Source organism: Streptomyces sp. SM10 (assembly GCF_002910915.1).
In the GTDB taxonomy this organism is placed as follows: domain Bacteria; phylum Actinomycetota; class Actinomycetes; order Streptomycetales; family Streptomycetaceae; genus Streptomyces.
Genome location: NZ_NEUF01000054.1, coordinates 17,910 through 43,793, shown reverse-complemented (window position 1 = coordinate 43,793; position 25,884 = coordinate 17,910). Strand labels below are relative to the sequence as shown.

The 25,884-nt window shown below is 71.1% G+C and carries 18 protein-coding genes and 1 pseudogene; 9 read left to right on the top strand and 10 right to left on the bottom strand.

The features are described from left to right. Nucleotides 1-127 precede the first annotated feature (127 nt). Nucleotides 128-370: pseudogene (locus B9S57_RS07090) on the top strand (hypothetical protein); the annotation flags it as partial. 187 nt (nt 371-557) lie between these two features. Here the strand turns inward: B9S57_RS07090 and B9S57_RS07085 are convergent. Together B9S57_RS07085 and B9S57_RS07080 are read right to left on the bottom strand one after the other, a co-directional pair. Continuing rightward, a complete protein-coding gene (locus tag B9S57_RS07085; protein ID WP_103514671.1) occupies nt 558-968 on the bottom strand; it encodes a VOC family protein in 411 nt (136 codons plus the stop codon). A gap of 86 nt (nt 969-1,054) precedes the next feature. Beyond that, nucleotides 1,055-1,447, bottom strand: coding sequence for a helix-turn-helix domain-containing protein (locus B9S57_RS07080; protein WP_219818554.1), 393 nt, complete (start codon nt 1,445-1,447; stop codon nt 1,055-1,057). 86 nt (nt 1,448-1,533) lie between these two features. Here B9S57_RS07080 and B9S57_RS07075 point away from each other — a divergent pair, with 86 nt between their 5' ends. Then, the gene (locus B9S57_RS07075; protein ID WP_258036266.1) at nt 1,534-1,998 is read left to right on the top strand and encodes a hypothetical protein; all 465 of its coding nucleotides are present in this window, start codon (nt 1,534-1,536) and stop codon (nt 1,996-1,998) included. Here the strand turns inward: B9S57_RS07075 and B9S57_RS07070 are convergent. Further along, on the bottom strand, nt 1,984-2,253 hold the full coding sequence (locus B9S57_RS07070; RefSeq protein ID WP_103514669.1) for a hypothetical protein: 270 nt from the start codon (nt 2,251-2,253) through the stop codon (nt 1,984-1,986). The genes B9S57_RS07075 and B9S57_RS07070 overlap by 15 nt on opposite strands. 215 nt (nt 2,254-2,468) lie before the next feature. Here B9S57_RS07070 and B9S57_RS07065 point away from each other — a divergent pair, with 215 nt between their 5' ends. From B9S57_RS07065 to B9S57_RS07050, 4 genes are all read left to right on the top strand, one after another. Further along, complete coding sequence (locus tag B9S57_RS07065; RefSeq protein ID WP_103514668.1) at nt 2,469-3,749, top strand: cytochrome P450; 1,281 nt, start codon at nt 2,469-2,471, stop codon at nt 3,747-3,749. A 32-nt stretch (nt 3,750-3,781) separates the two neighbouring features. Further along, nucleotides 3,782-4,969: a cytochrome P450 gene (locus B9S57_RS07060; RefSeq protein ID WP_258036268.1), complete on the top strand. Its 1,188-nt coding sequence runs from the start codon at nt 3,782-3,784 to the stop codon at nt 4,967-4,969. Nucleotides 4,970-5,050: 81 nt separating this feature from the next. Beyond that, the gene (locus B9S57_RS07055) at nt 5,051-5,848 is read left to right on the top strand and encodes an ATP-grasp domain-containing protein (RefSeq protein WP_103514666.1); all 798 of its coding nucleotides are present in this window, start codon (nt 5,051-5,053) and stop codon (nt 5,846-5,848) included. A gap of 338 nt (nt 5,849-6,186) precedes the next feature. Then, nucleotides 6,187-7,194, top strand: coding sequence for a LacI family DNA-binding transcriptional regulator (locus B9S57_RS07050; protein ID WP_103514665.1), 1,008 nt, complete (start codon nt 6,187-6,189; stop codon nt 7,192-7,194). Between the two features lie 106 nt (nt 7,195-7,300). Here the strand turns inward: B9S57_RS07050 and B9S57_RS07045 are convergent, their stop codons facing one another. The 7 genes from B9S57_RS07045 to B9S57_RS07015 form a co-directional block, all read right to left on the bottom strand. After that, complete coding sequence (locus tag B9S57_RS07045; protein ID WP_103514664.1) at nt 7,301-8,008, bottom strand: hypothetical protein; 708 nt, start codon at nt 8,006-8,008, stop codon at nt 7,301-7,303. Nucleotides 8,009-8,041: 33 nt separating this feature from the next. Beyond that, nucleotides 8,042-10,261, bottom strand: coding sequence for a glycoside hydrolase N-terminal domain-containing protein (locus B9S57_RS07040; RefSeq protein WP_103514663.1), 2,220 nt, complete (start codon nt 10,259-10,261; stop codon nt 8,042-8,044). After that, the gene (locus B9S57_RS07035) at nt 10,258-12,234 is read right to left on the bottom strand and encodes a beta-galactosidase (RefSeq protein ID WP_103514662.1); all 1,977 of its coding nucleotides are present in this window, start codon (nt 12,232-12,234) and stop codon (nt 10,258-10,260) included. The genes B9S57_RS07040 and B9S57_RS07035 overlap by 4 nt, the downstream gene beginning before the upstream one ends. A 15-nt stretch (nt 12,235-12,249) precedes the next feature. Beyond that, nucleotides 12,250-14,487 (bottom strand): sialidase family protein, encoded by a 2,238-nt coding sequence (locus tag B9S57_RS07030; RefSeq protein ID WP_103514661.1) that lies wholly within the window; start codon nt 14,485-14,487, stop codon nt 12,250-12,252. 68 nt (nt 14,488-14,555) lie between these two features. Beyond that, nucleotides 14,556-15,491: a carbohydrate ABC transporter permease gene (locus B9S57_RS07025; RefSeq protein WP_103514707.1), complete on the bottom strand. Its 936-nt coding sequence runs from the start codon at nt 15,489-15,491 to the stop codon at nt 14,556-14,558. Between the two features lie 8 nt (nt 15,492-15,499). Next, nucleotides 15,500-16,516, bottom strand: coding sequence for a sugar ABC transporter permease (locus B9S57_RS07020; RefSeq protein WP_103514660.1), 1,017 nt, complete (start codon nt 16,514-16,516; stop codon nt 15,500-15,502). 1 nt (nt 16,517) lies between these two features. Next, on the bottom strand, nt 16,518-18,191 hold the full coding sequence (locus tag B9S57_RS07015; protein ID WP_103514659.1) for an extracellular solute-binding protein: 1,674 nt from the start codon (nt 18,189-18,191) through the stop codon (nt 16,518-16,520). A gap of 411 nt (nt 18,192-18,602) precedes the next feature. Between B9S57_RS07015 and B9S57_RS07010 the strand changes: the two genes are divergently transcribed. The 3 genes from B9S57_RS07010 (at nt 18,603) to B9S57_RS06995 (ending at nt 25,850) form a co-directional block, all read left to right on the top strand. Continuing rightward, entirely contained in the window at nt 18,603-21,542 is a 2,940-nt protein-coding gene (locus B9S57_RS07010) for a glycoside hydrolase family 3 C-terminal domain-containing protein (protein WP_103514658.1), read from the top strand. Continuing rightward, a complete protein-coding gene (gene yicI / locus B9S57_RS07005) occupies nt 21,539-23,806 on the top strand; it encodes an alpha-xylosidase (protein WP_103514657.1) in 2,268 nt (755 codons plus the stop codon). The genes B9S57_RS07010 and yicI overlap by 4 nt, the downstream gene beginning before the upstream one ends. 511 nt (nt 23,807-24,317) lie before the next feature. Continuing rightward, nucleotides 24,318-25,850: an aldehyde dehydrogenase family protein gene (locus B9S57_RS06995; RefSeq protein ID WP_103514655.1), complete on the top strand. Its 1,533-nt coding sequence runs from the start codon at nt 24,318-24,320 to the stop codon at nt 25,848-25,850. Nucleotides 25,851-25,884: the final 34 nt, after the last annotated feature.

The window sequence follows — 25,884 nt, the reverse complement described above, 5'->3', positions numbered from 1 at the left end:
ATGATTCCCCACCGGAGGCGAACTCCGCAGCGAAGTGGGCAAAGTATGGTCGCGGCCTCGCGAAGCGGCAGAACGGGGGGTGCACGGGCTGAAAAGAGGGGCCCTTTCCGCAGCTCGCGGCGACTGCCCGGTGGAAGCGGGGCAGGCCTCGCAGGATGATGCTGAGGCGGGTGAATTCGGTCCCTTCTGGTTTGCGGTGCCGGTCATCCGGCCGTTGTCCAGCGAAATAGGCAGTCGCAAGCCGGTCGCAGAGCTTGTGCCCGGCTCCTGGTACCTCGCGCTCGAACAGCGGGGGCAAGGTTTTCTTGTGCAGACCGACGACAGCCGCCGTGGCGTCCTCCAGGACGCCCAGGGAACCCAGCGCGGCTGACCGGCGAGCCATGCCTGGCGTGCCTTCCTCAGACGGTCTCGGCTTCCGCCCCGTTCAGCCGCGCCGACAGCCGGTGCGCTGCCGCGACGACGGCATCCACCACCTCGGTCCCCGATCATGCCCCCGTGGACCGGCCAGGAGCCACCGAACGGCGCCCGCCGTGCGGCCGGACCCTCCCCCTCCGCCCTCAGGCCTTCAGCTGGGTGAAGCGGATGTTGTTGCCGAAGGGGTCGCGCAGGCCGCAGTCGATTCCGTACGGGCGCTCCGTCGGCTCGTCCGTGAACTCCACGCCCCGGGCCTTCAGCGTCTCGTACGTCGTGCGGCAGTCGTCCGTGGTGAGAATCAGTGCTGCGCCCATCGCGCCCTTCGTCACCAGGTCGCGGACCTGCTCGGCCGTCTCCTCGGACATGGCCGGAGGCCCCGGCTTCTCCAGCAGGACCTGGCGGTCGGGGTGACCGGGGACGCTGACGGTGAGCCAGCGCATGAAGCCCATGTCGACATCGGCGTTGACCTCCAGGCCGAGCTTGCCGACGTAGAAGTCGATGGCCTCGTCCTGGTCGAGGACGAAGATCTGTGAGTGTGTGATCGCGTTGAACATGCATCCCACGCTAGACGGCCGGCACGGCGAAATCTTATCCAGAACTGCTCAATGGCCGACCGGTGTGGCGGTTCCGTACGCGACGTTCAGGCGCTCGGCCGTGTCCACGCCTTGGTGAAGCACGTGGGGACGTCCGCGGCGGTCGCCTGACTGCGGTACGTCCTCGGCGAGCGGCCGACGATGTCGCGGAACGTGCGGCTGAAGGTGCCGGTGCTGCCGAAGCCGACCTCGTAGCAGATGTCCGTGACGCTGCGGTCGCTCTCCCGCAGGAGGAACATCGCCCGCTCGACGCGGCGCCGCTGCAGATAGCGGTGCGGCGTCTCGCCGAAGGTGGCCCGGAAGGTGCGAGTGAAGTGGGCCGGGGACACGTGGGCGATCCGGGCCAGGGCCGGGACGTCCAGCGGCTGCGCGTACGCGCGGTCCATCGCGTCCCGGGCTCGGAGCAGGCGGCGGTTGGACTCCTCGACGGTGCGGCTCACGGCGACCATCTCACCACAGCGTCCGCCGTCAGGCGGAGCGCTCCGGCGCGACGGCGTTGTCATACCCCCTCCGTACGCTCGGGGACATGAGTGTCTCCCTCTACTGCAGCGCGCGCAGGGCCCTGCAGCCGACGGCTGCCGAGTCGGCTGCCGTCGAGCGCATCGTCGCTGCCCACAGGTCGTCCTTCCCGTATCAGGACGAGGAGAGCCTGCACCTGTACGACGGGCAGGGGCGTGAGCCCGCCGAGATCCTCGCGGGATCCACCAAGATGCCCTTCGACCCCGGCCGGCTCCTCCCGGTGCTCGACCATGTGCTGAGTTCTGTGAGCCAGTTGCGCCGCGCCCTGCCAGGAGCGGACTGGAGCGTGCACATGGACGACCTCGACGTTCCGTGGGACGAGACCGAGGGCTACGCCTTCCCCGGCATGCGCGACGCGGATCTCGCAGCCGAGCTGGGTGGCCGCCGAAGGCGGGACGACATGACCGATTCTGCGTTCGCTGGTCGCCTCTCCCTTGGCCAGGCGTACGGGCCGATGTCACACGAGCGGTGAGAGTTTCTTGGCCGTGCTGCAGTGCTCGGTCCGTCCGTGCCGCCGCAGCTGCACCGCGGTCAGGGTGAGGAGCGCGGCGAACACCAGGAGGAAGACGCCCGCGATCACCGTCTGCCGGCCACCCCCTTCCGCCGCGCCGTCGAGGGAGAGCAGACCGAGGGCGGACAGCAGCACCCCCGCCACGTACACCGAGCGGACGCGCCGTAGCTGCCGCACCGCACGAGGAGCAAGAGCAACACGCTTCACGAGAGCCATGCTCACCTCCATACCCCGAAGCGGGGTGATGAGGCCTCGGATCACCGGGCAACTGCAACGGGTGGGAAGCCTGTCGCACCTGGCGCGGCCCGGATTCCGGGGGGCCGTCAGCGGGCGACCTCACGATCTGTACCCATAGCTTCACGCAACCTCCCTATAGTGGGGGCGCGTTGATCGGCCGCAACGCGCGAAGCCGTCTCCCAGGAGTCCGTACGATGACGACCCCCTCCTTATCAGCCACGCCCGCCTCCGGCGGCGGCTGCCCCGCGCACGCCCCCGTGCCGCTGAGCGGGCCCGAGTTCCACACCGAGCCGCAGGCCGTCTACCGGTCCATGCGCCACTCCTACGGGTCCGTCGTCCCCGTCGAGCTGCCCGGTGGCTTTCCGGCCTGGCTGGTCGTCGGTTACCGCGAGCTCCACCAGGTCACCAGCGACGGCGAGTTGTTCCCGAGGGACGTCGGGCTGTGGAACCAGTGGGAGCACATACCGGAGGACTGGCCGCTGCTCCCCATGGTGGGGCGGCCCATGCCCTCCATCTACTTCACCGCGGGCGCCGAGCACCGGCGGCACGCCGAGATGGTCGTGCCGGCCCTCGAAGCCGCGGACCCCTTCGAGATCCGGGGGCACTGCGAGCAGCTGGCCGACCGGCTCGTCGACGGCATCTGCGCCCGTGGCAGGGCCGACCTCGTCGCCGAGTTCGCCGAGCCGCTGCCCGTACTCGTCCTCGCACGCCTCGTCGGCTTCCCCGACGCGGAGGGTGCGGACATCGCCCGGGTCCTGAAGGACCTGGCGGACGGAGGGCCCGGCGCCCAGGAGGCGTACGGCCGCTTCGGCGAGCACATGCAACGGCTGGTGGCGGCCAAGCGGGCCGCGCCCGGCGACGACGTCACCTCCCGGATGCTGGCCGACCCGGAGCCCTTCACGGACGAGGAGTACGCCCTCGACCTCATGGCCATCACCGCGGCGGGCCACCTCACCACCGCCGACTGGATCAGCAACTCCCTGCGGCTGATGCTTACCGAGGACCAGTTCGCCGACTCCCTCGCGGGCGGGCGGCGCAGTGTCGGCGACGCGATGAACGAGGTCCTCTGGGAGGAGAGCCCGACCCAGATCCTCGCCGGACGCTGGGCCGCCCGCGACACGCGGCTGGGCGGCCGCACCATCCGCGCCGGTGACATGCTCCTGCTCGGCCTGGGGGCGGCCAACACCGACCCGCTGATACGCCAGGAGATGGGAGTGGCCGGCGCCGGGCACCACGCGGGCAACGGGTCGCATCTGGCGTTCAGCCACGGGGAGTACCGCTGCCCCTTCCCCGCGCAGGAGATCGCGGAGACCATCGCCCGTACGGCCATCGAGGTCATTCTCGACCGGCTGCCCGACCTCGAACTCACCGTCCCCGCAAGGGATCTCGTCCGGCGGCCGTCCGCCTTCCTGCGAGGGATGAACGCGCTTCCCGTCCGGTTCGCACCCGTACACACGACAGGAGACCTGCTGTGACTTGCCCGTACGCGACCGTGGTCATCGACCCCATGGTCCAGGACCTCGACGGTGAGACCGAACAGCTGCGGGCGTCCGCCCCGCTCGCCCGCATCGAGCTCCTCGGGGTCCCGGCCTGGACCGTCACCCGGCATGCCGAGGCCCGCCAACTCCTCGTCGACACACGTCTGGTGAAGGACCTGGACGCATGGGGGCTCTGGCAGAGCGGGGAGGTCACCCACGCCTGGCCGCTGATCGGCATGATCGACGCGGGGCGCTCCATGTTCACCGTGGACGGTGAGGAGCACCGCCGACTGCGGACGAAGACCTCCCAGGCCCTCACCCCCCGCCGTCTGGAGGCGATCCGTCCGGACATCGAGAAGTTCACCGAGGAGCTGCTGGACGCGCTCGCCGCGCAGGGCGAGGACGGGGTCGTCGACCTCAAGGCCGTGTTCGCCCAGCCCCTCCCGATGAAGGTGGTCGGCCTCCTGATGGGGGTGGACGAGGCGCTGCACCCCATGCTGACCCGGCAGTACAAGGCGTTCTTCTCGATGCTCACCCCGCAGGAGGACAGGCTGGCCCTGCTGGCCGAGCTCGACGTCTTCTACGCGGAGCTCGTGCGGGAGAAGACCGCCCGCCCCACCGACGACCTCACCAGTGCGCTGATCCTCGCCGAGGAGGGCGGGAAGCCGCTCACCGAGGAGGAGGTCGTCGGCAACCTCAAGGCCATGGTGGCTGCGGGCCACGAGACCACCATCGGCCTCATCCTCAACGCCGTACGCGCGCTGCTCGCCCACCCCGATCAGCTGCGAAAGGTGCTGGGCGGGGAGATCCCGTGGGAGACGGTGGTCGAGGAGACGCTGCGCTGGGACACACCCACCACGCACCTGCTGATGCGGTTCGCCACCGAGGACATCCAGGTCGGGGACCAGGTCATAGCCAAGGGGGAGGGCGTGGTGATCTCCTACCGGGCCATCGGCCGCGACACCGTCCACCACGGGGACGCGGCGGACGCCTTCGACATCACCCGCCCGACGCCGATCCGGCACATGACCTTCGGCCACGGGCCCCACATCTGCCCCGGCGCCGCACTGTCCCGGGTCGAGGCCGGGATCGCGCTGCCCGCACTGTTCGGGCGCTTCCCGGAGCTGAAGCTGGCCATCGGCGACGACGAGATCCGCAAGCTGCCGGTCATGACGCAGAACGACATGGAGGCCTTCCCGGTGCTGCTCAACGGCTGAGGCGGCCCCGAACGAAGCGGTCCCGGGACCTTCCGAGGGGCCGCCGCAGCTCACGGGCGCCGGCCCGTAAGCTGCGGCGGCATGGCCGACCTCCTCGCCCTCGCCCCGCACCGGTCCACCACCGTCGGTCTGCTGGCCTGTGCGGCGCGGGAGCGCGGCATGGACGTGACGGTCCTGCCGCGCGACCGCCTTCCCGGCAGGCCGACGGCCGGTACCCGGGTGCACTACTACGGTGGTCCCCGCTTCGCCGCCTCGGCCGCCGGACGTCTCGGCATCGCCCTTCTCCAGCCGTCCGACGGCTGGCTGGACGCCCTGCCGTACGCGTTCACGGGGCGCCGCATCCGGTGCGTTCCGCTCAGCGAGGCCCGCCGCGCACCCGGCCCGCTCTTCGCCAAACCGCCCACGGAGAAGAGTTTCCCGGCCGGGGTGTACGCGGACGGCGAGGCACTGCGTGTCCCCGTGGGCGCCGAGGACGACCCCCTCGTCCAGATCAGCGACGTGGTCACCTGGGCCAAGGAGTTCCGGCTGCATCTGCTGGACGGGGAGATACGGACCGGTTCGCAGTACGCCACGTTCGGACGGCTCGATCCGGCGCCGCTGACCGGCCATGCCGACGAGCCCGAGGTGCGCGCGTTCGTCCGCCGGCTGGGCGCGGCATGCGCCGACACCCTGCCCAGCGGCGTGGTGCTCGATGTCGGACTGATGCGCGCGGACGACGACCGGGGGGCCACCGGGCGGTGGGCCGTGGTCGAGGCCAACATGGCCTGGTTCAGCAACGTCTACGCCGCCGACCCCGCCCGCGCCCTCGACGTGGTCCTCCGCTCGGCCGGCCCCGGCGCCGGAGTTCGGGAGCGGGACGCACCGTTCCGGCGGCCGTGAAGCGGGCCGTGAACCCGGCACGGTGAACCCGGCACGGCAACCTTCGGGACGGCCGTGGCGACTACTGCAGCTCACCGATTCCCAGGCGGTGGACCAGGAGACCGCCGACTGGCTGGCAGGCTGGACACCCTCGGCGTCCTGAGTCACGGTGTGCGGCAGGGTGCCTGCCGACAAGGGCTGGTCGAAGCGCTTCGACGCGACTCTGGACAGTGCCCGCAAGCGAGTCTAGGCTCCACGGTGTCTGCGCATGTCAGAGTGCGAAGGGGAGCACAGCAAGGCGCTGTCGAAGCGCTTCACCCGCTCTCCCCTGCGGTCACCGTCTGTAGGGGAGAAGCCGAATGGTCACGCTTGCCGAGGTCGCCCAGCACGCCGGAGTCTCCGCGAGCACGGTGAGCTACGTCCTCAGCGGCAAGCGGTCGATCTCGGCCTCCACCCGGGAACGGGTGGAGCTCAGTATCCAGCAGCTCGGCTACCACCCCAACGCCGGTGCGCGCGCTCTGGCCAGCAGCAGGTCCAACATCATCGCGCTGATGGTGCCGCTGCGCACGGACATGTACGTACCGGTGATGATGGAGATCGCCATCGCCGTCGCCACGAGCGCCCGTACGCACGGCTACGACGTCCTGCTGCTCACCGGCGAGGAGGGCCCTGCGGCCGTCCGGCGCATCGCGGGGAGCTCGCTGGCGGACGCCATGATCCTCATGGACGTCGAACTGCACGACGAACGACTGCCGCTGCTCCGGGACTCGGGTCGTACGGCCGTCCTCATCGGCCTGCCCGCCGACACTGCGGGGGTGACCTGTGTGGACCTCGACTTCGAGGCCACCGGGGCGCTCTGCGTGGACCATCTCGCCGGCCTCGGGCACCGCGAGGTGGCGGTGATCGGCGAAGCCGCCGCCGTCTACGAGCGGCACACCGGCTTCGCCGAACGGACGGTGGACGGTATCCGCACCGCGGCACAGGACGCGGGGATGCGGATCCTGCACCGGCCCTGCGAGGGCGGGTACGCCGCGATGGCCGGCACCCTCACCCGGATCTTCGACGAACGGCCGGGCACGACCGGATTCATCGTCCAGAACGAGGCCGCCGTCGAGCCGCTGCTCAATCTGCTCCAGCAGCAGGGGCGCGCCGTCCCGGAGGACGTGTCCGTCGTCGCCGTCTGCCCCGAACAGGTGGCCACCCAGGCGTCGGTGCGGCTCACCTCCGTGGCCATTCCGGCGCAGGAGATGGGGCGCCGCGCGGTGGAACAGGTGGTTGCGAAACTCGCGGGGCGGGGTACGGACGAGGTGGAGCTGCTGGAGCCGGTTCTGACGGTCCGCGCGAGCACGGGGCCGGCACCGGTGTGAGCCACGCGGTCCGGCTCGCTGGTGCGGGTGGAACGGGTTCCGGCTCTCGTGAGGCGGCGACGTGCAGCGGGCCGGGAGCGTCCTCCCGCCCCGCCTCACGCCGGGATCAGCTCGACGAGACGCCGAACCCGTTGGTCGTGAAGTCCAGCCCGCCCGACGACGAGGTGATCTCGTATCCGAACTGCACGTCGCCGATGGTCTCGTCGCCCCACCAGCCCTTGGTTTCCTTGATCCACTTGAGGATCGGCAGGATGTCCACGGTGCCGGACGTCGAGTCGGAGGTCCGCAGGAAGGAGAAGACCTCGTTGGCTCCGTTGTCCCCCTTGTAGACGGTCCAGGTGTGGCCGCCGAGGGTGACGTTCCCCTGGGAGGTGCCGAGGGGGCCGACGGCGCCGTTGTAGTTCACCCAGAGCATGACCTCGTAGTCGTAGTCCGTGTCCCAGATGTCGTACGAGGTGTTGTACGCCCCGGACGACGGGACGCTCACGTTGTAGTGGCTGGTCAGCGAGGAGAGCGACGTGATGGGCTTGTCGACGACCTTCTTGGCGTTCGGGTACGACTTGATGCCGCCGGTGTCCGGGTGGTTCGCCGTCACGCCCCACGTGCTCGACGAGTCGGCCCAGATGCTCTGGGTCCCCGCTCCTGAGCCCCAGATGTTGTTGTAGAGGACGTAGCCGTCGGACGTGGTGTAGTTGCCCCACTGCTCCGACGAGGTCCAGATCGCGGCGTGGGCGGGCGCCGCCGCGAATCCGATCAGCGCGGCCACGGCTGCCGTGGGGGCCAGCAGCAGCCGGGTCAGGGTGGATCGTGCCATGAGGTGTTCCTTCCATGTGGGGATGGAGGACTGCTACCGCGCCCCCAGGGTGAGGACGCGGTCCACGCCGGCCGTCAGCTCCAGCGGAGCCGGGGGGATTCCGGCGGAGGTCTCGGTGAGGGCGAACCCGTCGCCCGTACGCAGATCGACGCGGGCGTCGCGGGTGGGGCGCAGCACGGCGGTGGCGCCGTCCTCCGCCCACCACAGGTCCAGGTGTGCGCCGAACCGGGTCCGAATGCCGCGCAGTTCACCGGCGGGGCAGGACGCCGGGACGGCGGGCAGCAGCACCAGACGGCCGGGCGTCGACTGCACGAGCGACTCGATCACGGCGGCCGGCAGGGCGTGTGCGGCGTCGGCGTTGTAGACGTCGCGGGACGGATAGTGGGCGCTCATCAGCGAGTCGTGGAAGAAGTCGCCGCCCAGCACCGCGTCCAGCGCCGCCGACACCCGGGACGGGTCGCGCAGCCGGGCGGCGATCAGAGCGTGGTGCAGATGCCCGTGGGCCGAGTCGTTCTCCGACCCCCGCAGCTCCAGCGCGCGGTGTGCGGCCGCGGCCGGCTCCGGGGTGTCGTAGGGATTGATCTCGCCCAGGGGCCACACCGGGTAGAGGTGGCTGAGGTGGCGGTGGTCGTACGTCTCCCGCAGGCCGGGCCACGCCCACTCGGCGAGCGCCCCGTCCTCGTTCACCACGTACGCCGGGAGCCGGGCGGCCAGCGACCGCCAGCGGCCGGCCGACGGGTGCCCGGGAGCGTGCGCGGCGGCGGTCGTCAGGGCGTGGCGGGCGGCGGCGATGTCCATGGTGGCGTTCACCGTGACCCAACTCGCGTTGGCCGGCCGGTTCTCCGGGGAGTACGAGGGCACGACCGCCGCGTTCCCGTCCGGGTCCTCGCGGTCGAGGAAGTCCTCGTAGAACAGGGCCGTCTCGACGAGGGCCGCGGTCAGGCCCCTGCCCGGGGCCCCGGTCGTGGCCTCGGCCTGCTCCAGGAGCGGCTGCAGCAGCCAGTCCGCTCCGGCGGTCCACAGGTGCAGCGGATAGGCGCGCTGGAAGTGCCGGGTGTGGCCCGAAGCGCCGTCGGTGTGGGACGGCGCGACGATGCCCCTGGTCCCGAAGAGAGCCGCCGCGTTGTCCCGCCAGTCGGGCAACTGGCTCTGCACCAGAGCCGTATGGGCGTCCGTGACCTCCGGGAGGGCGGCCGCCGGGGCCGAGGCGATCTGGAGGTTGAGATTGGCGTTCGTGGTGAAGGCGCCGGACCAGGCGGTGTCCCAGTCCCCGGTCCAGAGACCGGTCAGCCGGGGCGGCAGCATCCCGGAGGAGGACAGCAGGTGGTAGCGGCCCGCCGCGAAGAGCCGCTCCAGGAGCGCGGGGCTCCTGGGGCGGCGCAGCAGCTCGCTGCCGGACAGCTCCCGCTCCGCCGCGGCGTCCCGCACGCTGAAGGAGGCGCGTCCGTAGGCGTTCCGGTGCAGCGGCCGGTGCCGGTCCAGCAGGGTGGCGTACTCCTCGTCGGGCAGGCCGGCCCAGAGCTCGGCCAGGTCCGGACGGCCCGCCGCACGGACGACCCTGGTCGTCAGGGTGAGGCTCCGCGCTCCCTCGACGCGGATTCCCTCGCCCGCCACGGACACCCGGCCTCCGTCCACCCGGGCCACGGTGACTCCCGTGTACCCGAGCTCGCTGTCCGGATAGCCGACCCGCAGGGCCAGCCGCGCTCCCCCCGGAGTCAGCGCGTGGGAGCGGCCGACCGCCAGGTGCGCGGGGGCGCCGGGCAGGGCGTGGTCCAGGACGACGTCGGCGGTGAGGCCGGGGTCGGTGATGTGCTGGACGACCACGTCGTCGGCCCGCGACACGAAGACGCCGCTGCGCCACGCCTCGTACGACGCGGTCACCTCGCCCGTCGTGAAGTCGACCTCGCGCCGGTATCCGCAGACCGCCTCGTGCAGTCCCCGGCTGCGGCGCACCCGGGTGCGGAACGCCGGGTGGAAGGGCTGCACCCACACCAGGGGCCGCCCCGCTCCGAAGTCCTCCGCCGCCGTCGTGTCCCCGGACAGGAGCGCGTCCTTGAGGCGGCCCAGCCCGTCGGCGAGCTCCGGGGGCCGCAGGTCCCCGCTGCCGTTCGGCCGCACCAGGGTGTGGTGGTTGACCACGACCCGGTCGTCCGCCGGGTCGCCGAACACCATCGCCCCGTGACGGCCGTTGCCGCTGAGGAACGCGTCCTCCCAGCGGGTGGCGGGGCCGGGCTCCCACGTGCCGTCGATCATGGTGAGACCTCCCCGAGCACGGCCACGCCGTAGCGGCCCAGCTCCACACCGCCGTCGGCCTCGGTGCCCGTGAGCAGGTCGAACCGGCGGCCCGGCAGCTTCACCTCGACCGGCGACCGTCCGTGGTTGAGCAGGAAGAGCAGCCCGCCGCGCCGCACGGCCTCCACCCCGGCCGGCAGCCCCTCCAGCACGGGACGCACGCCTGCATCGGCCGCGGCACGGCCGAGCAGGGCGCGCAGCGCCTCGGGCTCCGGCAGCGTCGAGACGTACCAGGCCGTGCCCTTGCGGAGCACCGCCGGGAGACCGTCCAGCTCGCCGCCGCGGTAGGCCGCGACCGTCTCCGCGCTGCCGTCGGGTTCGAGCTCCTCCGACCAGAGGGTGCCGCGGAAACCGTCGCACTCCACCGTCACGTCAGCGTCCAGCGGCCACCACTCGTGCACCGTGCGGATGCCGAAGAGCCCACGCAGCCGGCTGTCCATGCCGCCCGGCCTGATCCGGTCGTCCACGTCCGCGACGCCGGTGAAGAAGCCGCACACGAGCGTTCCGCCGCCCCGCACGTAGGCGACGAGGGTTTCGGTCGCCGCGTCGTCCAGGAGCTGGAGGTGGGGCACGAGGACCATGCGGTAGGCGCTCAGATCCGCCCCGGGCCGGGCGAAGTCCGTGGTGATGCCGCTCTCCCACAGCCCTCGGTGCCACGCCTGGAGCAGCTCCGGGTAGGAGACGAGGGAGGACGGCCGGCCCTCCTGGGTACTCGACCACCAGGCGTCCCAGCCGTGCAGGACGGCGACCTCGGCGGGCACGACGGTGTCGCTCACCTCGGCCCCGATCAGGGCGAGTTCGGCGCCGATGCGCTTGACCTCGCGGAAGGTCCTGCCGTGCTCGCCCGCGTGGCTCACCATCGCGGAGTGGAATTTCTCAGCCCCCTGCCGGGACTGCCGCCACTGGAAGTAGCAGAGGGCGTCCGCACCCCTGGCCACCGACTGCAGCGACCAGAGACGGTTGAGACCAGTCGGCTTGGGGTGGTTGACGGTGCGCCAGTTGACCGTGCCGGTGGCCTGCTCCATCACCATCCACGGTCCGCCCGCCTGCGAGCGGGTCATGTCGGCCAGCATCGCGTTGTACTGGCCGGCCCCCGGGTCCTTCGGATCCGGATAGACGTCGACGGAGACGACGTCCTCCTGCTCCGCCCACGCCCAGGCGTCCTGGCCCGGCCACAGCGGCATGAAGTTGGTCGTCACCGGGATGTGCGGGGTGTGCCGGGTGACGATGTCCCGCTCGGCGGTGTAGCACTCCATCAGCGCGTCGGAGGTGAACCGCTTGAAGTCCAGCTCCTGCGCGGGGTTGCGAATGTACTGGGCGCGGCGCGGCGGCAGGATCTCGGCCCAGGTGTCGTAGCGCTGACTCCAGAACGCCGTCCCCCAGGCGTCGTTCAGCCGGTCCAGGGTGGTGTACCGGGAGGAGAGCCAGCGCCGGAAGTGGGCGGCGGTCTCGTCGCACCAGCAGTGCGTGCAGTACTCGTTGTTGATGTGCCACACGGTGAGCGCCGGATGGTCCCCGTACCGTGCCGCGAGATCCTCGGTGAGGGCCGCGGCGTAGCGACGGTAGACCGGGGAGCTCGGGCAGAAGTGCTGCCGCGAACCGTAGCTGACCACCGAGCCGTCCTCCGTGCGCGGCAGCGTCTCCGGGTGCAGGGCACCCATCCACGGTGGCGGTGAGGACGTCGGGGTGGCCAGGACGACGCCGACGCCGTGGGCGTGCACGAGGTCCAGCAGCCGGTCGAGCCAGTCGAACTCCCGTGCACCCGGGCGTGGTTCGATCGTCGCCCAGGAGAAGACGCCGACGGTGACGGAGTTGACCCCGGCGTCCTTCATCAGCCGGACGTCGTCGGCCCACACCTCCTCGGGCCACTGCTCGGGGTTGTAGTCGCCTCCGAAGAGGATGCGGCCACGGGTGGCATCGTGCAGGGACGGCATGGACGTCTCGTTCCTCTACTTCGGGTCTGCGTACTGGATGCCGCGGCCGTTGGTGCCCAGATAGACACGGCCGTGGACGCGGGGATCGCCGGTGATGACCTCGCCGGTCCACCCCCACCGGTGGTCGTCGTCGTTGATGCGGACCCAGGTCGCACCGGCGTCGTCCGAGCGCAGGACGGCCACACCGTCGTACGTCGAGGAGACTCGCCCGGTCTGGAACACAGCCGGGTAGCCCGGCCCGCCCTTCGCCGGGGCGGCCTTGCCGAAGCCGAGGGCGTGCGAGGCCTGGCAGCCGGCCACCGGAGCGAACGTGCGGCCGCCGTCCGTCGAGCGCAGCAGCCCGTCGTCCTTGGCGGTGAGCCACAGGTCGCCGGAGCGCCCGGGGGCCGCGGCGATGCGGAACTGCGCGTCGCCCGAGGGGAGCCCGCTCGCGCCCGCGGTGAAGGTGGCGCCCTTGTCCGTGGACAGGAACACCGCCCCGGTGTCCGTGTCGTAGACGTAGAAGCGCTTCGGATCGAGCGGGTCGGCGACCGGTGTGCCGCCCTTGGGGAACGTGGCGACCTCGGCCCAGGTCGCGCCGCCGTCCGTGGAGCGGTGCGCCGCGTACTTCGTGCCGTCCCAGTGGACGAACGACCAGAGGAGCGTCGCCCCGTCGGCGGAGACCGCCACCGGGCCCGGGGCCGAAGGAGCGATCGCCGGCTGGGCGGCGAACGGCTGCCAGCTCGCCCCGCCGTCGCGGGAGTACGCACCGGCCGCGTCGGACCCCGACGGCCAGCCGGTCCGTACGACGTACGAGGGCTTCAGGGTGGCGAGGGCGAGTCCCGTCGCCGTGCCGAACACGGGGTCGGACGCCATGCCGCGCGACGGGGAGGAGGCCAGGGAGTCGTGGTACATGACGCCGATGTCCCCAAGGCCGCTGAGCAGCCGGGCGCCCGAGGGCGGCGCGATCAGCTGGCGGACGGCCGACTCCTCCAGACCGCGGATCTCCGGGGCCCAGTGCACCAGGTCACGGGTGCCGAAGATCGTGGCACCCGTCCCGTACAGCAGGTGCCGCGCGTCGTACGGGTCGACGGCCACGGCCTGGATCCACCAGCCGAACTTCGGCTCCCCGCCCCACGTCAGGTACGGGGTCTCCGACACGTCCAGCACCGCCGTGTCCTTGAGCGAGGTCCAGGTGGACCCGCCGTCCGTGGAGCGGAAGAGGGTGTCCACGGCGCCCCACCTGTTGTTCGTGGAGACCACGACCGTGCCCGGACGGGCCGCACCCACGGCCACCCCGCCGTAGCCGAACGCGTCGCCGTCACCCGGTGCCACGGGAGTGACGTCCGTCCAGCCGCCGGTCACGGTGTCGAGACGGTGCACGGAGCCGTCGGCCTGGTTGTTGGGGCCCGGCCCGTCCGCGTAGGTCACGTACAGCGCGCGGCTGCCCGCGTCGTACGCCGCCCGGACCGGCACCCGCGTCGCCGCTCCGGCCGACGGCTGCCCGGGGACCGCCTCCCAGTCGTCGGACGCGCCCCTGCGGTAGAGGGCAGTCCCGCCGTCGCCCCAGCCCGCGTACACCGTCCGGCCGACCGCGACCAGCACCGTGACGCCCTGGCCGGTCGCCGAAGCGACGGCCGGGAACGAGGTGTCGGCCGCCCAGGTGGCGCCGCGGTCCGTGGAGCGCAGCAGCCCGTCGTGGCGCGTACCGAGCCAGAGCGTCTCGCTGTCACGCGGATCGACCAGGAGCCGCTCGCCGCAGCCACGGCCGTCCTCGTTGGCCCCGAGGCGCACGGCGAGATCCGTGCGCGCCCAGGTCGCGCCCCGGTCCTCGGACCTGAGCACCGCACCCGGGGGCGCCCACTCCTGCGCGTACGTCCCGAGGGCCAGGTACAGCCGGTCCGGGTGCGCCGCGTCGACGGCCATCGCCTCGACGCCGAGGAGATTCCAGTCGTCCCAGCCGAGGTGGTCGGTGAGCGCCGTCCAGCGGGATCTCCGGTCGTCCCACCGGTAGGCACCGCCGATGTCCGTGCGGGCGTAGGCCAGACCGCGCACGGCCGGGTGGAACAGGACGCCCGTCACGAACCCCGTCCCGCCGATCGCCACGGTGCGCCATCTGTGCGGCTGTGTCCTCGCGGGCCGCCGGGCGGCCGCGGCCGGACCCGCCGCCGGCAGCGCGGAGGCCGAGGCCGCTGCCACCGCCGCACCGGCCAGGACGGTGCGGCGCCGGGGGAGCGGGGCGGGATCTGGCTGCGGGGCGGACGAAGCGCGCATGACGACGGACCTCCGTGGGGAGTGACGGTGATATGGGCCGGGCGGGCGTTGACCGACCGGGGCAGGGCTCAGCCCTTGACGGCGCCGGTGAGCATGCCTTCCTTGAAGTGCTTCTGGACGAACGGCGACAGGAACGCGACGGGGATCAGCGCGAGCACCATGACCGCCATCTGGATGGCGAGCGGTGACAGGTGGCCCGTGTTGATGGCCTGGGCGAGGCCGGTGGGCCGCTCCTGCTTGAGCACGAGCTGGTTCATCACGTTCTGCAGCGGCAGCATCTCCGGGTCGCTGATGTAGAGGGAGGCGTTGAACCAGGCGCTCCAGTAGCCGACCGCGTAGAACAGCGTGATCACGGCGATGACCGCGCGGGACAGCGGCATGACGATCTGCCACAGGATGCGGAAGTCACCGGCCCCGTCGATACGGGCGCTCTCGATGAGCTCCTGGGCCGTACTCATGAAGAAGGCACGCAGCACCAGGATGTTGAAGACGTTCAGCGCGCTCGGAAGGATCAGCGCCAGATAGGAGTCGGTCAGGCCCAGGCCCTGGACCACCAGATAGGTGGGGATGAGGCCGGCGCCGAAGAACATCGTGGCGAGCATGAACACCAGGAGCGGCCGGTGCAGCACCGACCCCGTACGGGACAGACCGTAGGCGCACAGGATCGACACGGTCATGCTGAAGAGCGTCCCGACGAGGGTCACACCGAGGCTGATCACCGTGGCGCGCGTGACCTGGCCGCCGCCGAGGAGCTCCTGGTAGGCGACGAACGTGATGCCCCGGGGGATCACCACCAGCCCGCCGGTCCCGGTGATGGTCTTCACCGAGGACAGACTGGTGACGATCACGACCCAGAGGGGGAACAGCACGGCGAGGCAGATCAGGACCAGGACCACACCCTTGGAGGCGAGACCCGTCCTCGACGGCTCCTCCTCCCACACCGGACGCAGGCGTCCGCGGGTTCCCGGCTTCACGCCGCCCAAGCCGGTCAGGCCGGAGAGCAGGCTGCTGCTCACTTCTTGTACACCCCCTGCTCACCCATGAGGTGGGCGACCTTGTTGGCCCCGAGGACCAGCAGCAGACCGAAGATTCCCTTGACGATCCCGACGGCCGCCGCGTAGCTGAACCCGCCGTTGGTGATGCCGACGTTCCAGACGTACGTGTCGAGCACCTCGGAGGCACCCGGACCGACCGCCGTGCGCTGGAGCAGGATCTGCTCGAAGCCGACGGTCAGGGCGTTGCCCACCTGGAGCACCAGCAGCAGGGCCACGACGGGACGCAGGGCCGGCAGCGTGATGTGCCACATCCGGTGCCAGCGGTTCGCACCGTCCATGGCGCTCGCCTCGTAGAGGTCCGGGCTGACCGCCGCCAGAGCGGCGAGGAAGACGATGACTCCCCAGCCGGCGTCCTTCCAGATCATCTCGAAGGTGATCAGGAACTTGAACAGACCGGGGTCGGTCATGAGGTCGAACCCCTCGTGTCCGTGTTCCCGCAGCGTCTGCGCGATGAGTCCGGCGCCGCCGAACATCTGCTGGAACACCGTGACGACCAGGACCCAGGAGAAGAAGTGGGGCAGGTAGAGGATCGCCTGCGCCACCGCCCGGACCCGGGGCCGTACGAAGCTGTTGATGAACAGCGCGAGCAGGATCGGCACCGGGAAGAACAGGGTCAGCTGCAGGAGGAAGATCGTCAGCGTGTTGCGTAGTGCCGACCAGAACAGCCGGTCGTTCACCATCTGCTGGAACCACTCGAACCCGACCCAGGGGCTCTGCGCGATCGCCTGGAAGGCGTTGTCCGCGACGTACGGGTCGTAGTCCTGGAAGGCGACGATGTTGCCCGCCAGAGGGATGTACGCGAAGACCAGCAGCAGCAGCATCGCCGGCAGGGTCATCAGCAGCAGGGTGCGGTCCCGGCGGAGTCGGTGCCGCAGCGGCATGCGCCCGCTCACCGGCCGTCCGACGCTCGCCTCCGTCTTGACCGGCGGCGTCCGTGCCTCCTGCGCGCGCCGGTCGTCTGTGCTCAGCGACATGTCAGGAGGCCGACTCACCGGTCTCGTCGAGCAGCTTCTCGTACCAGTCGCGAAGGCTGTCGCCGCCCCTGGTCTTCCAGTCGGAGACCGCCTGCTGCATGTCGCTCACCTTCTTGCGGCCGCGCACGATGTCCTTCTCCAGGTCCTCGAACTGCGCGTTGAGCTGGGTGTAGCGGGTGGGCTCCTGGATCTGCATGCCGTGGAAGAGCGGCTTCCTCAGATGCGCGCCCTGACGCTGCTGCCACTCGATGACGCCCTTCACCACGTCCGGGTGGTCGGGGTAGGCACGGAAGGGAGCCGAGGTCGCGATGTACTCGTACGTCGCGAAGACCTGGTTGTTGCCCTTCTCCGTCTTGACGAGGACGCCGTCCTTGAGAGTGTGGTGGGTGCCCTCGATGCCGTACGCCTTCAGGCGCTGCTCCTTGGTGCCGTACGGGGCGGCGGTGAAGTTGGCGAGGGCGAGGATGTCCTCGATCGTCTTCTTGTCCGCGTTCTTGTTGACGAAGCACCAGATGTTGGAGGGCGCGGCCTCGTAGATCACCGGGTCGCCGCCGTCGTGGGCGAAGAAGTCCATCGCGCCCATCCGGAACTCCGGCTTGTCCAGCCTCTGGACCGTGGTCGCCGCGTACCAGTCGGAGATGTCCGCGTTGTACATGAGGACGTTGCCGGAGGAGAAGGTGGTGCGCATGTCACCCGTCTCCGCCTTGGCGTCCGGGTGCACGAAGCCCGCCGAGTACAGCGAGCGCGACCACTCCAGCGCCTCGAGGTACTCCTGGGTCTCGTAGCGGTTGACCAGCTTGCCGTCGACGAGCTGCCAGTAGTACGGCTTCTCCGGCAGCACCCCGAAGAAGACGAACGACGACCACGTCATGTCGCTGCACGCCCACACCTTGCTCTTGGGGGCGTTGATCTCCTTGCAGAGGTCGTAGAACTCCTGCGTGGTGGTCGGGACCTCGTAGCCCTTCTCCTCGAAGATGTCCGCGCGGTAGAAGGGGGTGATGTTGGGCGTCGACTCGGCGGGCATGGGCAGGCCGCGCAGCTTCCCGGCGAAGACCCCGCGCTGCCAGGCACCCGTGGGGATGGCAGCGAGGTTCGGGTAGTCCTTGACCTTGTCGCCCGAGAGGTAGGGGCCGAGGTCGGCGAACTTGTTGGCGATGGCGCTCGGTATCTTGCCGCCCAGCTCCCAGCCGGGGACGACCACGGCGTCCGGGATGCTGCTGGACGCGAGCACCGCGCCGAGCTTCTGGCCGTAGACGTTGCCGTCCTGGTTCTGCCACTTGACCTCGACGCCGACCGCCTCGTCCATCGCGGTCCAGTACGGGTTACCCGCGCCAGGCGAGGTGCCCCAAAGCGGCGCCATGATGCTCAGCTCGCTGCCCTTGCCGAGCTTCTTCGGGACCGACACCGCCAGTTGGTCGACCGGGAGCGCGGTGGTGAATCCGACCGCGGAGCCGTTCTTGGCGGGGATGTCCCCGGTGACCGCCTTGGAGGGCACGAAGGTCGGAAGGACGTCCTTCAGCTTCTTGCCCGTGGTCGTGCCCTCGTTCTTCGAACCGCCGGAACCACCGCCGCAGGCGGCGAGGAGCGGCATCCCGCCGCCCACGGCTGCCGCGACGACCACGGAGGAGGCGAGGAATCGTCTCCGGCTGGGGGCGGAGGGGGAGTTCGGCGTCATTGCGTCAACCCTTCGTGGTGCAACAGGACGGCCCGCGGCGGCGACTGCCGCTCGGCCCTGTGTCTGAGGTAGGGGCGTTACCGGCCGAGCCGACGGCGGTGCGCCGGCTGAGCTGAAGCGGTCAACGGGCTGCCTCGTCGAAGCGCTTCGATGTTGCAGCGAGATTAAGTGAAGGGTCCCGACCACACAAGAGTTCGTTTCGATATTCCTCCGACCTGTTTCCGAACCGCTTCCTGGTGCGACACGGCATTGATACGTCCGTAAGAGCCTCTTTGGGGCGGTAGCACCCTTGACACCTGCGGGGTTGGCCGCAGAGCATCGAAGCGCTTCGAAAGATCTTCTCCTCACGTCGAAGGCCTCTTCGATGCTCGTAGACCGGAAAACCTCCCACCTCTCCAAGGGGACCCGCACGTGACGGACCTTCCGCTTCCCTTCCGCGACCCGCAGCTGTCCTTCTCCCGGCGCGCCGACGACCTGCTCGGGCGGCTTACGCTCGACGAGCGGATCGCGATGCTGCATCAGTTCGCCCCCGCGGTCCAGCGGTTGGGCGTCGGTGCGTTCCGCACCGGGCAGGAGGCCCTTCACGGGGTCGCCTGGATGGGACCCGCCACCGTCTTCCCCCAGGCCGTCGGCCTCGGCGCCACCTGGAACGACGACCTGGTCCGCAGGGTCGGTGAGGCCGTGGGCGACGAGGTACGGGCCAAGCGCGCCCAGGACGACCGTGTCGGGCTCAACGTGTGGGCGCCGACGGTGAATCTGCTGCGCCACCCGCTGTGGGGCCGCGGTGAGGAGGGGTACTCCGAGGACCCGGCGCTGACCTCCGCCATCGCCGTCGCCTACACCCGGGGACTGCGCGGCGACGACCCCCGATACTGGCGTACCGCTCCGGTGCTCAAGCACTGGCTCGCGCACAACAACGAGACCGACCGCGACACCGCGTCCTCCTCGGTCCGGCCGCGCGTCCTTCACGAATACGATCTGCGCGCCTTCCGCGATGCCGTGCGCGCCGGAGCGGTGGCCGGGGTCATGCCCGCCTACAACCTGGTCAACGGCCGCCCCAACCACGTCTCCCCGCTCATGGGTGAGCACCTGCGGAGCTGGACCGACCAGCCGCTCGTCGTCTGCTCGGACGCGGGCGCGCCCTCCAACCTGGTCGACTCCGAGCACTACTTCGACACCCACGAGGAGGCCACCGCCGCCTCCCTGAAGGCGGGCGTCGACAGCTTCACCGACCACGGCACCGACTCCACCGTCATGACCGGCCGCATCCGCGACGCGCTCGCCAAGGGCCTCGTCGACGAGAGCGACATCGACACCGCGGTCCGCCGGCTGCTCGCCATGCGCCTCGCGCTCGGTGAGTTCGACCCGGAGCTCGATCCGTACGCGGGGGTGGACGCCCTGGACACCGAGGAGCACCGCGCGCTCGCCCTGGAGGCCGCGGAGCAGGCCGTCGTCCTGCTGAAGAACGGCGGCCTGCTGCCTCTGGAGCCGAAGCCGGGCCGCACCGTCGCCGTGGTCGGACTTCTCGGTGACGTCTGCAAGCTCGACTGGTACAGCGGCATGCTCATGCACCGCTCCACCCCGCTCGACGGAATCCGCGAACGGTACGGCGCCGAGAACGTCCTCCACGCGGAGGGCGTGGACCGGATCCGGCTGAAGACCTCCGACGGCTGGCTCCAGGTGCCCGCGGCCGGCGGGGCGACGGACGGCGAGGCCCGGGGCGCCGAGGGCACCCTCGATCCCGCCCTCCTCGCAGGCCGCACCGACCTCCCCCCGCTGACCCGCGGCGAGGAGGCGACCGAACTGGCCCTCGTCGACTGGGGCGACGGCGTCCTCACCCTGCGGACCGACGACGGGCTGTACCTCTCCGTCGCCGACGACGGCTACGTCAGGGCCTCCGCGGACGAGCCCGGCGGCTGGGTCGTCCAGGAGACGTTCCGCATGGAGGCGGTGGAGGGACACGACGGCGGGCACCGCCTTCTGCACATCGGGACGGGTGGGTACGTCTCTGTCGCCGCCGACGGCGCGAAGGTTGCCGAATCAGGCGAAAGGATTTCCGGGGACGGGGCCACCGTCTTCGAGCTGGAGACCGTCGAACACGGTGCCGACGCCGTCGCCAGGGTCGCCGCGGCCGCCGACACCGTGATCGTCGTCGCCGGCAACGACCCCCACATCAACGGCCGCGAGACCGAGGACCGCACGACCCTCGCCCTCCCCGCCCAGCAGGACCGCCTGTGGCGCGCCGCGCACGCCGCCAACCCGCGTACGGTCCTCGTGCTGTCCTCCGCCTACCCGTACGCCGTCGTCGACGCGGCGGACGCACTGCCGGCCCTGCTCTGGACGGCGCACGGCGGCCAGGCCGCCGGCACCGCTCTCGCGCGCGTCCTCGCCGGTGACGTGTCACCTGCCGGGCGGCTCCCGCAGACCTGGTACGCGAGCGACGACGACCTGCCCGGCCTCTTCGACTACGACATCATCGGTTCGCGGCAGACGTACCTCTACTTCGACGGCACCCCGCTCTTCCCGTTCGGACACGGTCTGGCCTACGCCGACTTCACCTACTCCGCGCTGCGGACGGAGGTGGACGGGGCACACCTGCGGGTGTCGCTGACCGTCACCAACGACGGCGGGACCGCCGCCGACGAGGTGGCGCAGGTGTACGTCCGCCGGGCCGGGCCGGAAGGGACCGCCCGCCCGTCCCCCGAGGGCCTGGGGCGCCTGCTCGGCGGTCTCGACGAACCCGTGGACCTGCCGCTGCGCAAGCTGGTCGGCCACCGACGGGTGCACCTCGCACCCGGAGCGGCGGAGCACGTCGAATTCACCGTGCCCGTCGAGGAGCTGGGCCACTGGAGTGTGGCGCACGGCCGGTGGACCGTGGAGCCGGGCGCGTACGAGGTCCTCGTGGGGGCGTCGAGCACCGACGTCCGGCTCACCGCCACGGAGGTCGTCCAGGGGGAGGCGCAGGGGCCCCGGCCGGTGGTGGGGCGAGGGCTGGAGGCCGCCGACTACGACCGGCAGAAGGACACGGTGATCCTCGACCGCAGCAGGACGGCGGGTGACGTCGTCGCGCCCGCCACCGCCGGGAGCGAGGGGCATCTCGTCTACCGGGCGTGTGACTTCGGAGCGGGCGTGGACGGACTGGCCTTCCTCGTCTCGGGAGAGGGCTGCATCACCGTGACCGCCGGTGGACAGAGTCTGAGCACCCTCTTCTCCGGCGACCGGGGGCCGTACGACTACCGCCCCGTCGAGGCCGCACTCCACCTCCGCGGGGTCCACGATCTGCGGATCGGCCTCTCCGGGCCTCTGCGCCTCGCCCGCATCGACGTCATCCCCGGCAAGGAGTCCTCATGAAGTTCACCGACGGCTTCTGGCTCATGCGTGAGGGCGTCCGCGCCTCCTACGCGACCGAGATCCGCGACCTGCGGGTCGGAGCAGACCGGTTCACCGCGTACGCCGCGGTCAAGCGAGTCGCGGCGCGCGGGGACACCCTCAACACCCCACTGATCACGGTCGAATGCTTCTCCCCGGCCGAGGGCGTCATCGGCGTCCGCACCACCCACCACGCGGGGAGGGCCCGGCGCGGGCCGGACTTCGAGATCATGGCGGGCGACGCCACGGCGCCGCCGGCCCGCACCCGCCGGGACGGCGCGGCCACCGAACTCACCAGTGGGCCGCTGACGCTGCGCACGGACGGCGACGGGCCCTGGGGAATCACCTTCCTCGACGGTGACGGGCGCCGTCTCACCGGAGTGGATCCGAAGGGCACGGCGTTCGCGGCCACACCCGACGGCGTCCACCACATGATCGCCCAACTCGCCCTGCAGGTCGGCGAGAACGTCTACGGCCTCGGCGAGCGCTTCACCCCGTACGTGAAGAACGGCCAGACCGTCGACATCTGGCAGGCCGACGGCGGCACCAGCAGTGAGCTGGCCTACAAGAACATCCCGTTCTACCTGTCCTCGCGCGGCTACGGCGTCTTCGTCAACCACCCCGGCAAGGTCTCCTTCGAGGTCGGCTCCGAGGCCGTCGGCCAGGTGCAGTTCAGCGTCGAGGACCAGACGCTGGAGTACTACGTCGTCGCGGGGCCGACGCCCAAGGACGTCCTGTCCCGCTACACCGCTCTGACCGGCCGTCCCGCGCTTCCGCCGGCCTGGTCGTTCGGCCTCTGGCTCACCACCTCCTTCTGCACCTCGTACGACGAGGCCACCGTCACCTCCTTCGTCGACGGCATGGCCGAGCGCGGGATCCCGCTCAGCGTCTTCCACTTCGACTGCTTCTGGATGCGCGAGTACCAGTGGTCGGACTTCCTCTGGGACCCCGAGGTCTTCCCCGACCCGGAGGGCATGCTGGCCCGCCTCAAGGAGCGCGGGCTCCGCATCAGCATGTGGATCAACCCCTACATCGCCCAGAAGTCGCCGCTGTTCGCGGAGGGTGCCGAACACGGCTACCTGGTGCGGCGACCCAACGGCGACGTCTGGCAGTGGGACCTGTGGCAGCCCGGGATGGCGCTGGTCGACTTCACCAACCCGGCCGCCCGCGCCTGGTACGACGACAAGCTGCGCGCCCTGCTCGACCAGGGCGTCGACTGCTTCAAGACCGACTTCGGCGAACGTATCCCCACCGACGTCGTCTGGCACGACGGCTCCGACCCGGAGCGGATGCACAACTACTACGCGCAGATCTACAACCGCACCGTCTTCGAACTCCTGGAGAAGGAGCGCGGCGCCGGGGAGGCGGTGCTCTTCGCCCGGTCCGCGACGGCCGGCGGCCAGCAGTTCCCGGTGCACTGGGGCGGAGACTGCTTCGCCTCGTTCACCGCGATGGCCGAGTCGCTGCGTGGCGGTCTCTCCCTGTCCCTGTCCGGCTTCGGCTTCTGGAGCCACGACATCGGCGGCTTCGAGGGCACCCCCGATCCCGCGGTCTTCAAGCGCTGGCTCGCCTTCGGCCTGCTCTCCTCGCACAGCAGGCTCCACGGGAACGTCTCCTACCGGGTGCCGTGGGAGTTCGGCGAGGAAGCCGTCGACGTGGCACGGAAGTTCACCCTGCTGAAGCACCGGCTCATGCCCTACCTCTACCAAGTGGCCGCCGAGGCGCACCGTACGGGCGTCCCGATGATGCGGCCGATGCTCGCGGAGTTCCCCGGCGACCCGGCCTCCCGCACCCTGGACCGGCAGTACATGCTCGGCCCGGACCTGCTGGTCGCCCCGGTCTTTACCGAGGACGGTGAGGTCGAGTACTACGTCCCCGAGGGCACCTGGACGTCCCTGTTCACCGGTGAGCGCGTCACCGGGCCCGCCTGGCGGCACGAGACGCACGGCTTCGACAGCCTGCCCCTGCTGGTCAGGGACGGGGCCGTGCTCCCGTGGGGCGCCGACGACCAGCGCCCGGACGGTGACTGGCTCGACGGTCTCACCCTCCGGGTGTTCGGACCCGGCGCCGGCGAACGGTCGGTCACCGTACCGGACCTGACGGGTACTCCGGCGGCGGTGTTCCGTGTCGTACGGGACGCCGGCGGCGCGCGGGTCACGGCGGAGGGCACGGACAGGCCGTACCGGGTGACGGTCGAGGAGACCGGAGCGGCGGGGGAGGGGGCGGGAACGGTCACCGTCGCCTGACCGGACCGCGCCTCGGCGCGGGTCTGCGGCCCCGCAGAGAGCCCTCTCTCCGGGGCCGCACGCATGCGGACGGCCGGGCCGTGCGCGCCTCCGGCGTGGACGACGTGGCGGCGATTCCGAGGCCGCCGCTGTACCGGTACTCCTGCGACGAGGGCCTGGGCACCGTCTATACGGGTCCACCGGTCCGCGGAGGGGCTGTGACCTCTGTCTTGCCCGGCGAGCGCTGGGAGCAGCCCTTCGGCGGCTTCGTTCCGGGGGCGCGCACGCCCCAGTAATCCGTCCAGCATTCAACTAAATGGTCCATTTATGGGCGCTTTGCCCGATTATGCGCGGCTGCGTTCCTGTGCTCCGCAGTGAGTCATGTCACCCAGGGTGAGTTTCTCGGCATACATTCCGCCGGACCGGAGAGGTGTCCGGGCTGCTGGTGTGCCCTCATCCCGGTCCACCGGCTCGGAACAGTGCTCGGCCGGACCGGTGCGGAGCAATTCAGGCACGGAAGGCAGACCACTACATGTCGGCTCACCCCTCGTCGGCCCACTCCCCGGCCGCCCTGGAGACCCTCCACATCGACGGTGTCTGGCAGGCGGCGGCATCAGGCGCGACGCGTGAGGTCCTCGACCCCGCCGACGCCACCGTGCTGGCGCTCGTCTCCGAGGGCGGTACCGAGGACACCGACGCGGCCGTGGCCGCCGCGCGCCGCGCCTTCGACGACGGCCCCTGGCCCCACAGGCCCGTCGCCGAGCGGGCCGAGCTCCTGCGCCGCGTCGCCGGACTCCTCCAGCGGGACCGCGAGGAGATCGCGATCACCGAGAGCCGCGACACCGGCAAGACCCTGGAGGAGGGGCGCGTCGACGTCGACGACGTCACCAACGCCTTCCGCTACTTCGCCGACCTCGTCATGAACGAGAGCGGCGGCCGGGTCGTCGACGCGGGCGACCCCGATGTCCACAGCGTCGTCGTGCACGAGCCGGTCGGCGTCTGCGCCCTGATCGCCCCGTGGAACTACCCGCTGCTCCAGGCCAGCTGGAAGATCGCCCCGGCCCTCGCCGCGGGCAACACCTTCGTGCTCAAGCCCAGCGAGGTCACCCCGCTCTCCACCGTCCACCTGGTCCGGCTGCTCGCCGAGGCCGGACTCCCCGACGGTGCGGCCAACCTCGTCACCGGGGCGGGCGACCCCGTCGGCGCCCGGCTGTCGGCACACCCGGACGTCGACCTGGTCTCCTTCACCGGCGGCCTCGCCAGCGGCACGAAGGTCGCCCAGGCCGCGGCGCCGTCGGTCAAGAAGGTCGCCCTGGAGCTCGGCGGCAAGAACCCCAACGTCGTGTTCGCCGACGCGTGCGCCACCGACGAGGGCTTCGACACCGCCGTCGACCAGGCGCTGAACGCCGCGTTCTTCCACAGCGGCCAGGTCTGCTCCGCCGGTGCCCGGCTCATCGTCGAGGAGTCCGTCAGGGAGCGCTTCGTCACCGAGCTCGCCCGCCGCGCCGACGCGATCCGGCTCGGCCGGGGCACCGTCGACGGGGTCGAGTGCGGCCCGCTCGTCTCCGCGCAGCAGCTCGCCAAGGTCGAGGCGTACGTGGCGTCCGCCCGCGAGGAGGGCGCGGTCGTCCGCTCCGGCGGCGCCCGCCCCGAGCCCACCGACATCCGGCCGGCGACCGGCTACTTCTACCGGCCGACCGTCCTGGACGGCTGCCACCGGGAGATGAGGGTGGTCCGCGAGGAGACCTTCGGCCCGATCCTCACCGTCGAGACCTTCCGCACCGAGGAAGAGGCCGTCACCCTGGCCAACGACACGGACTACGGTCTCGCGGGCGCCGTCTGGACCACCGACGCGGGCCGCGCCCGGCGCGTCGCCGGCCGGCTCCGCCACGGCACCGTCTGGATCAACGACTACCACCCCTACCTCCCGCAGGCCGAGTGGGGCGGCTTCGGCAAGTCCGGCACGGGCCGCGAGCTCGGCCCCACCGGACTCGCCGAGTACCGCGAGTCCAAGCACATCTACCAGAACCTCAACCCGCGCCCGCAGCGCTGGTTCGCCGGCTGAATCCGGAAGTCCGCCCGCCCGAACAACTGTTCGC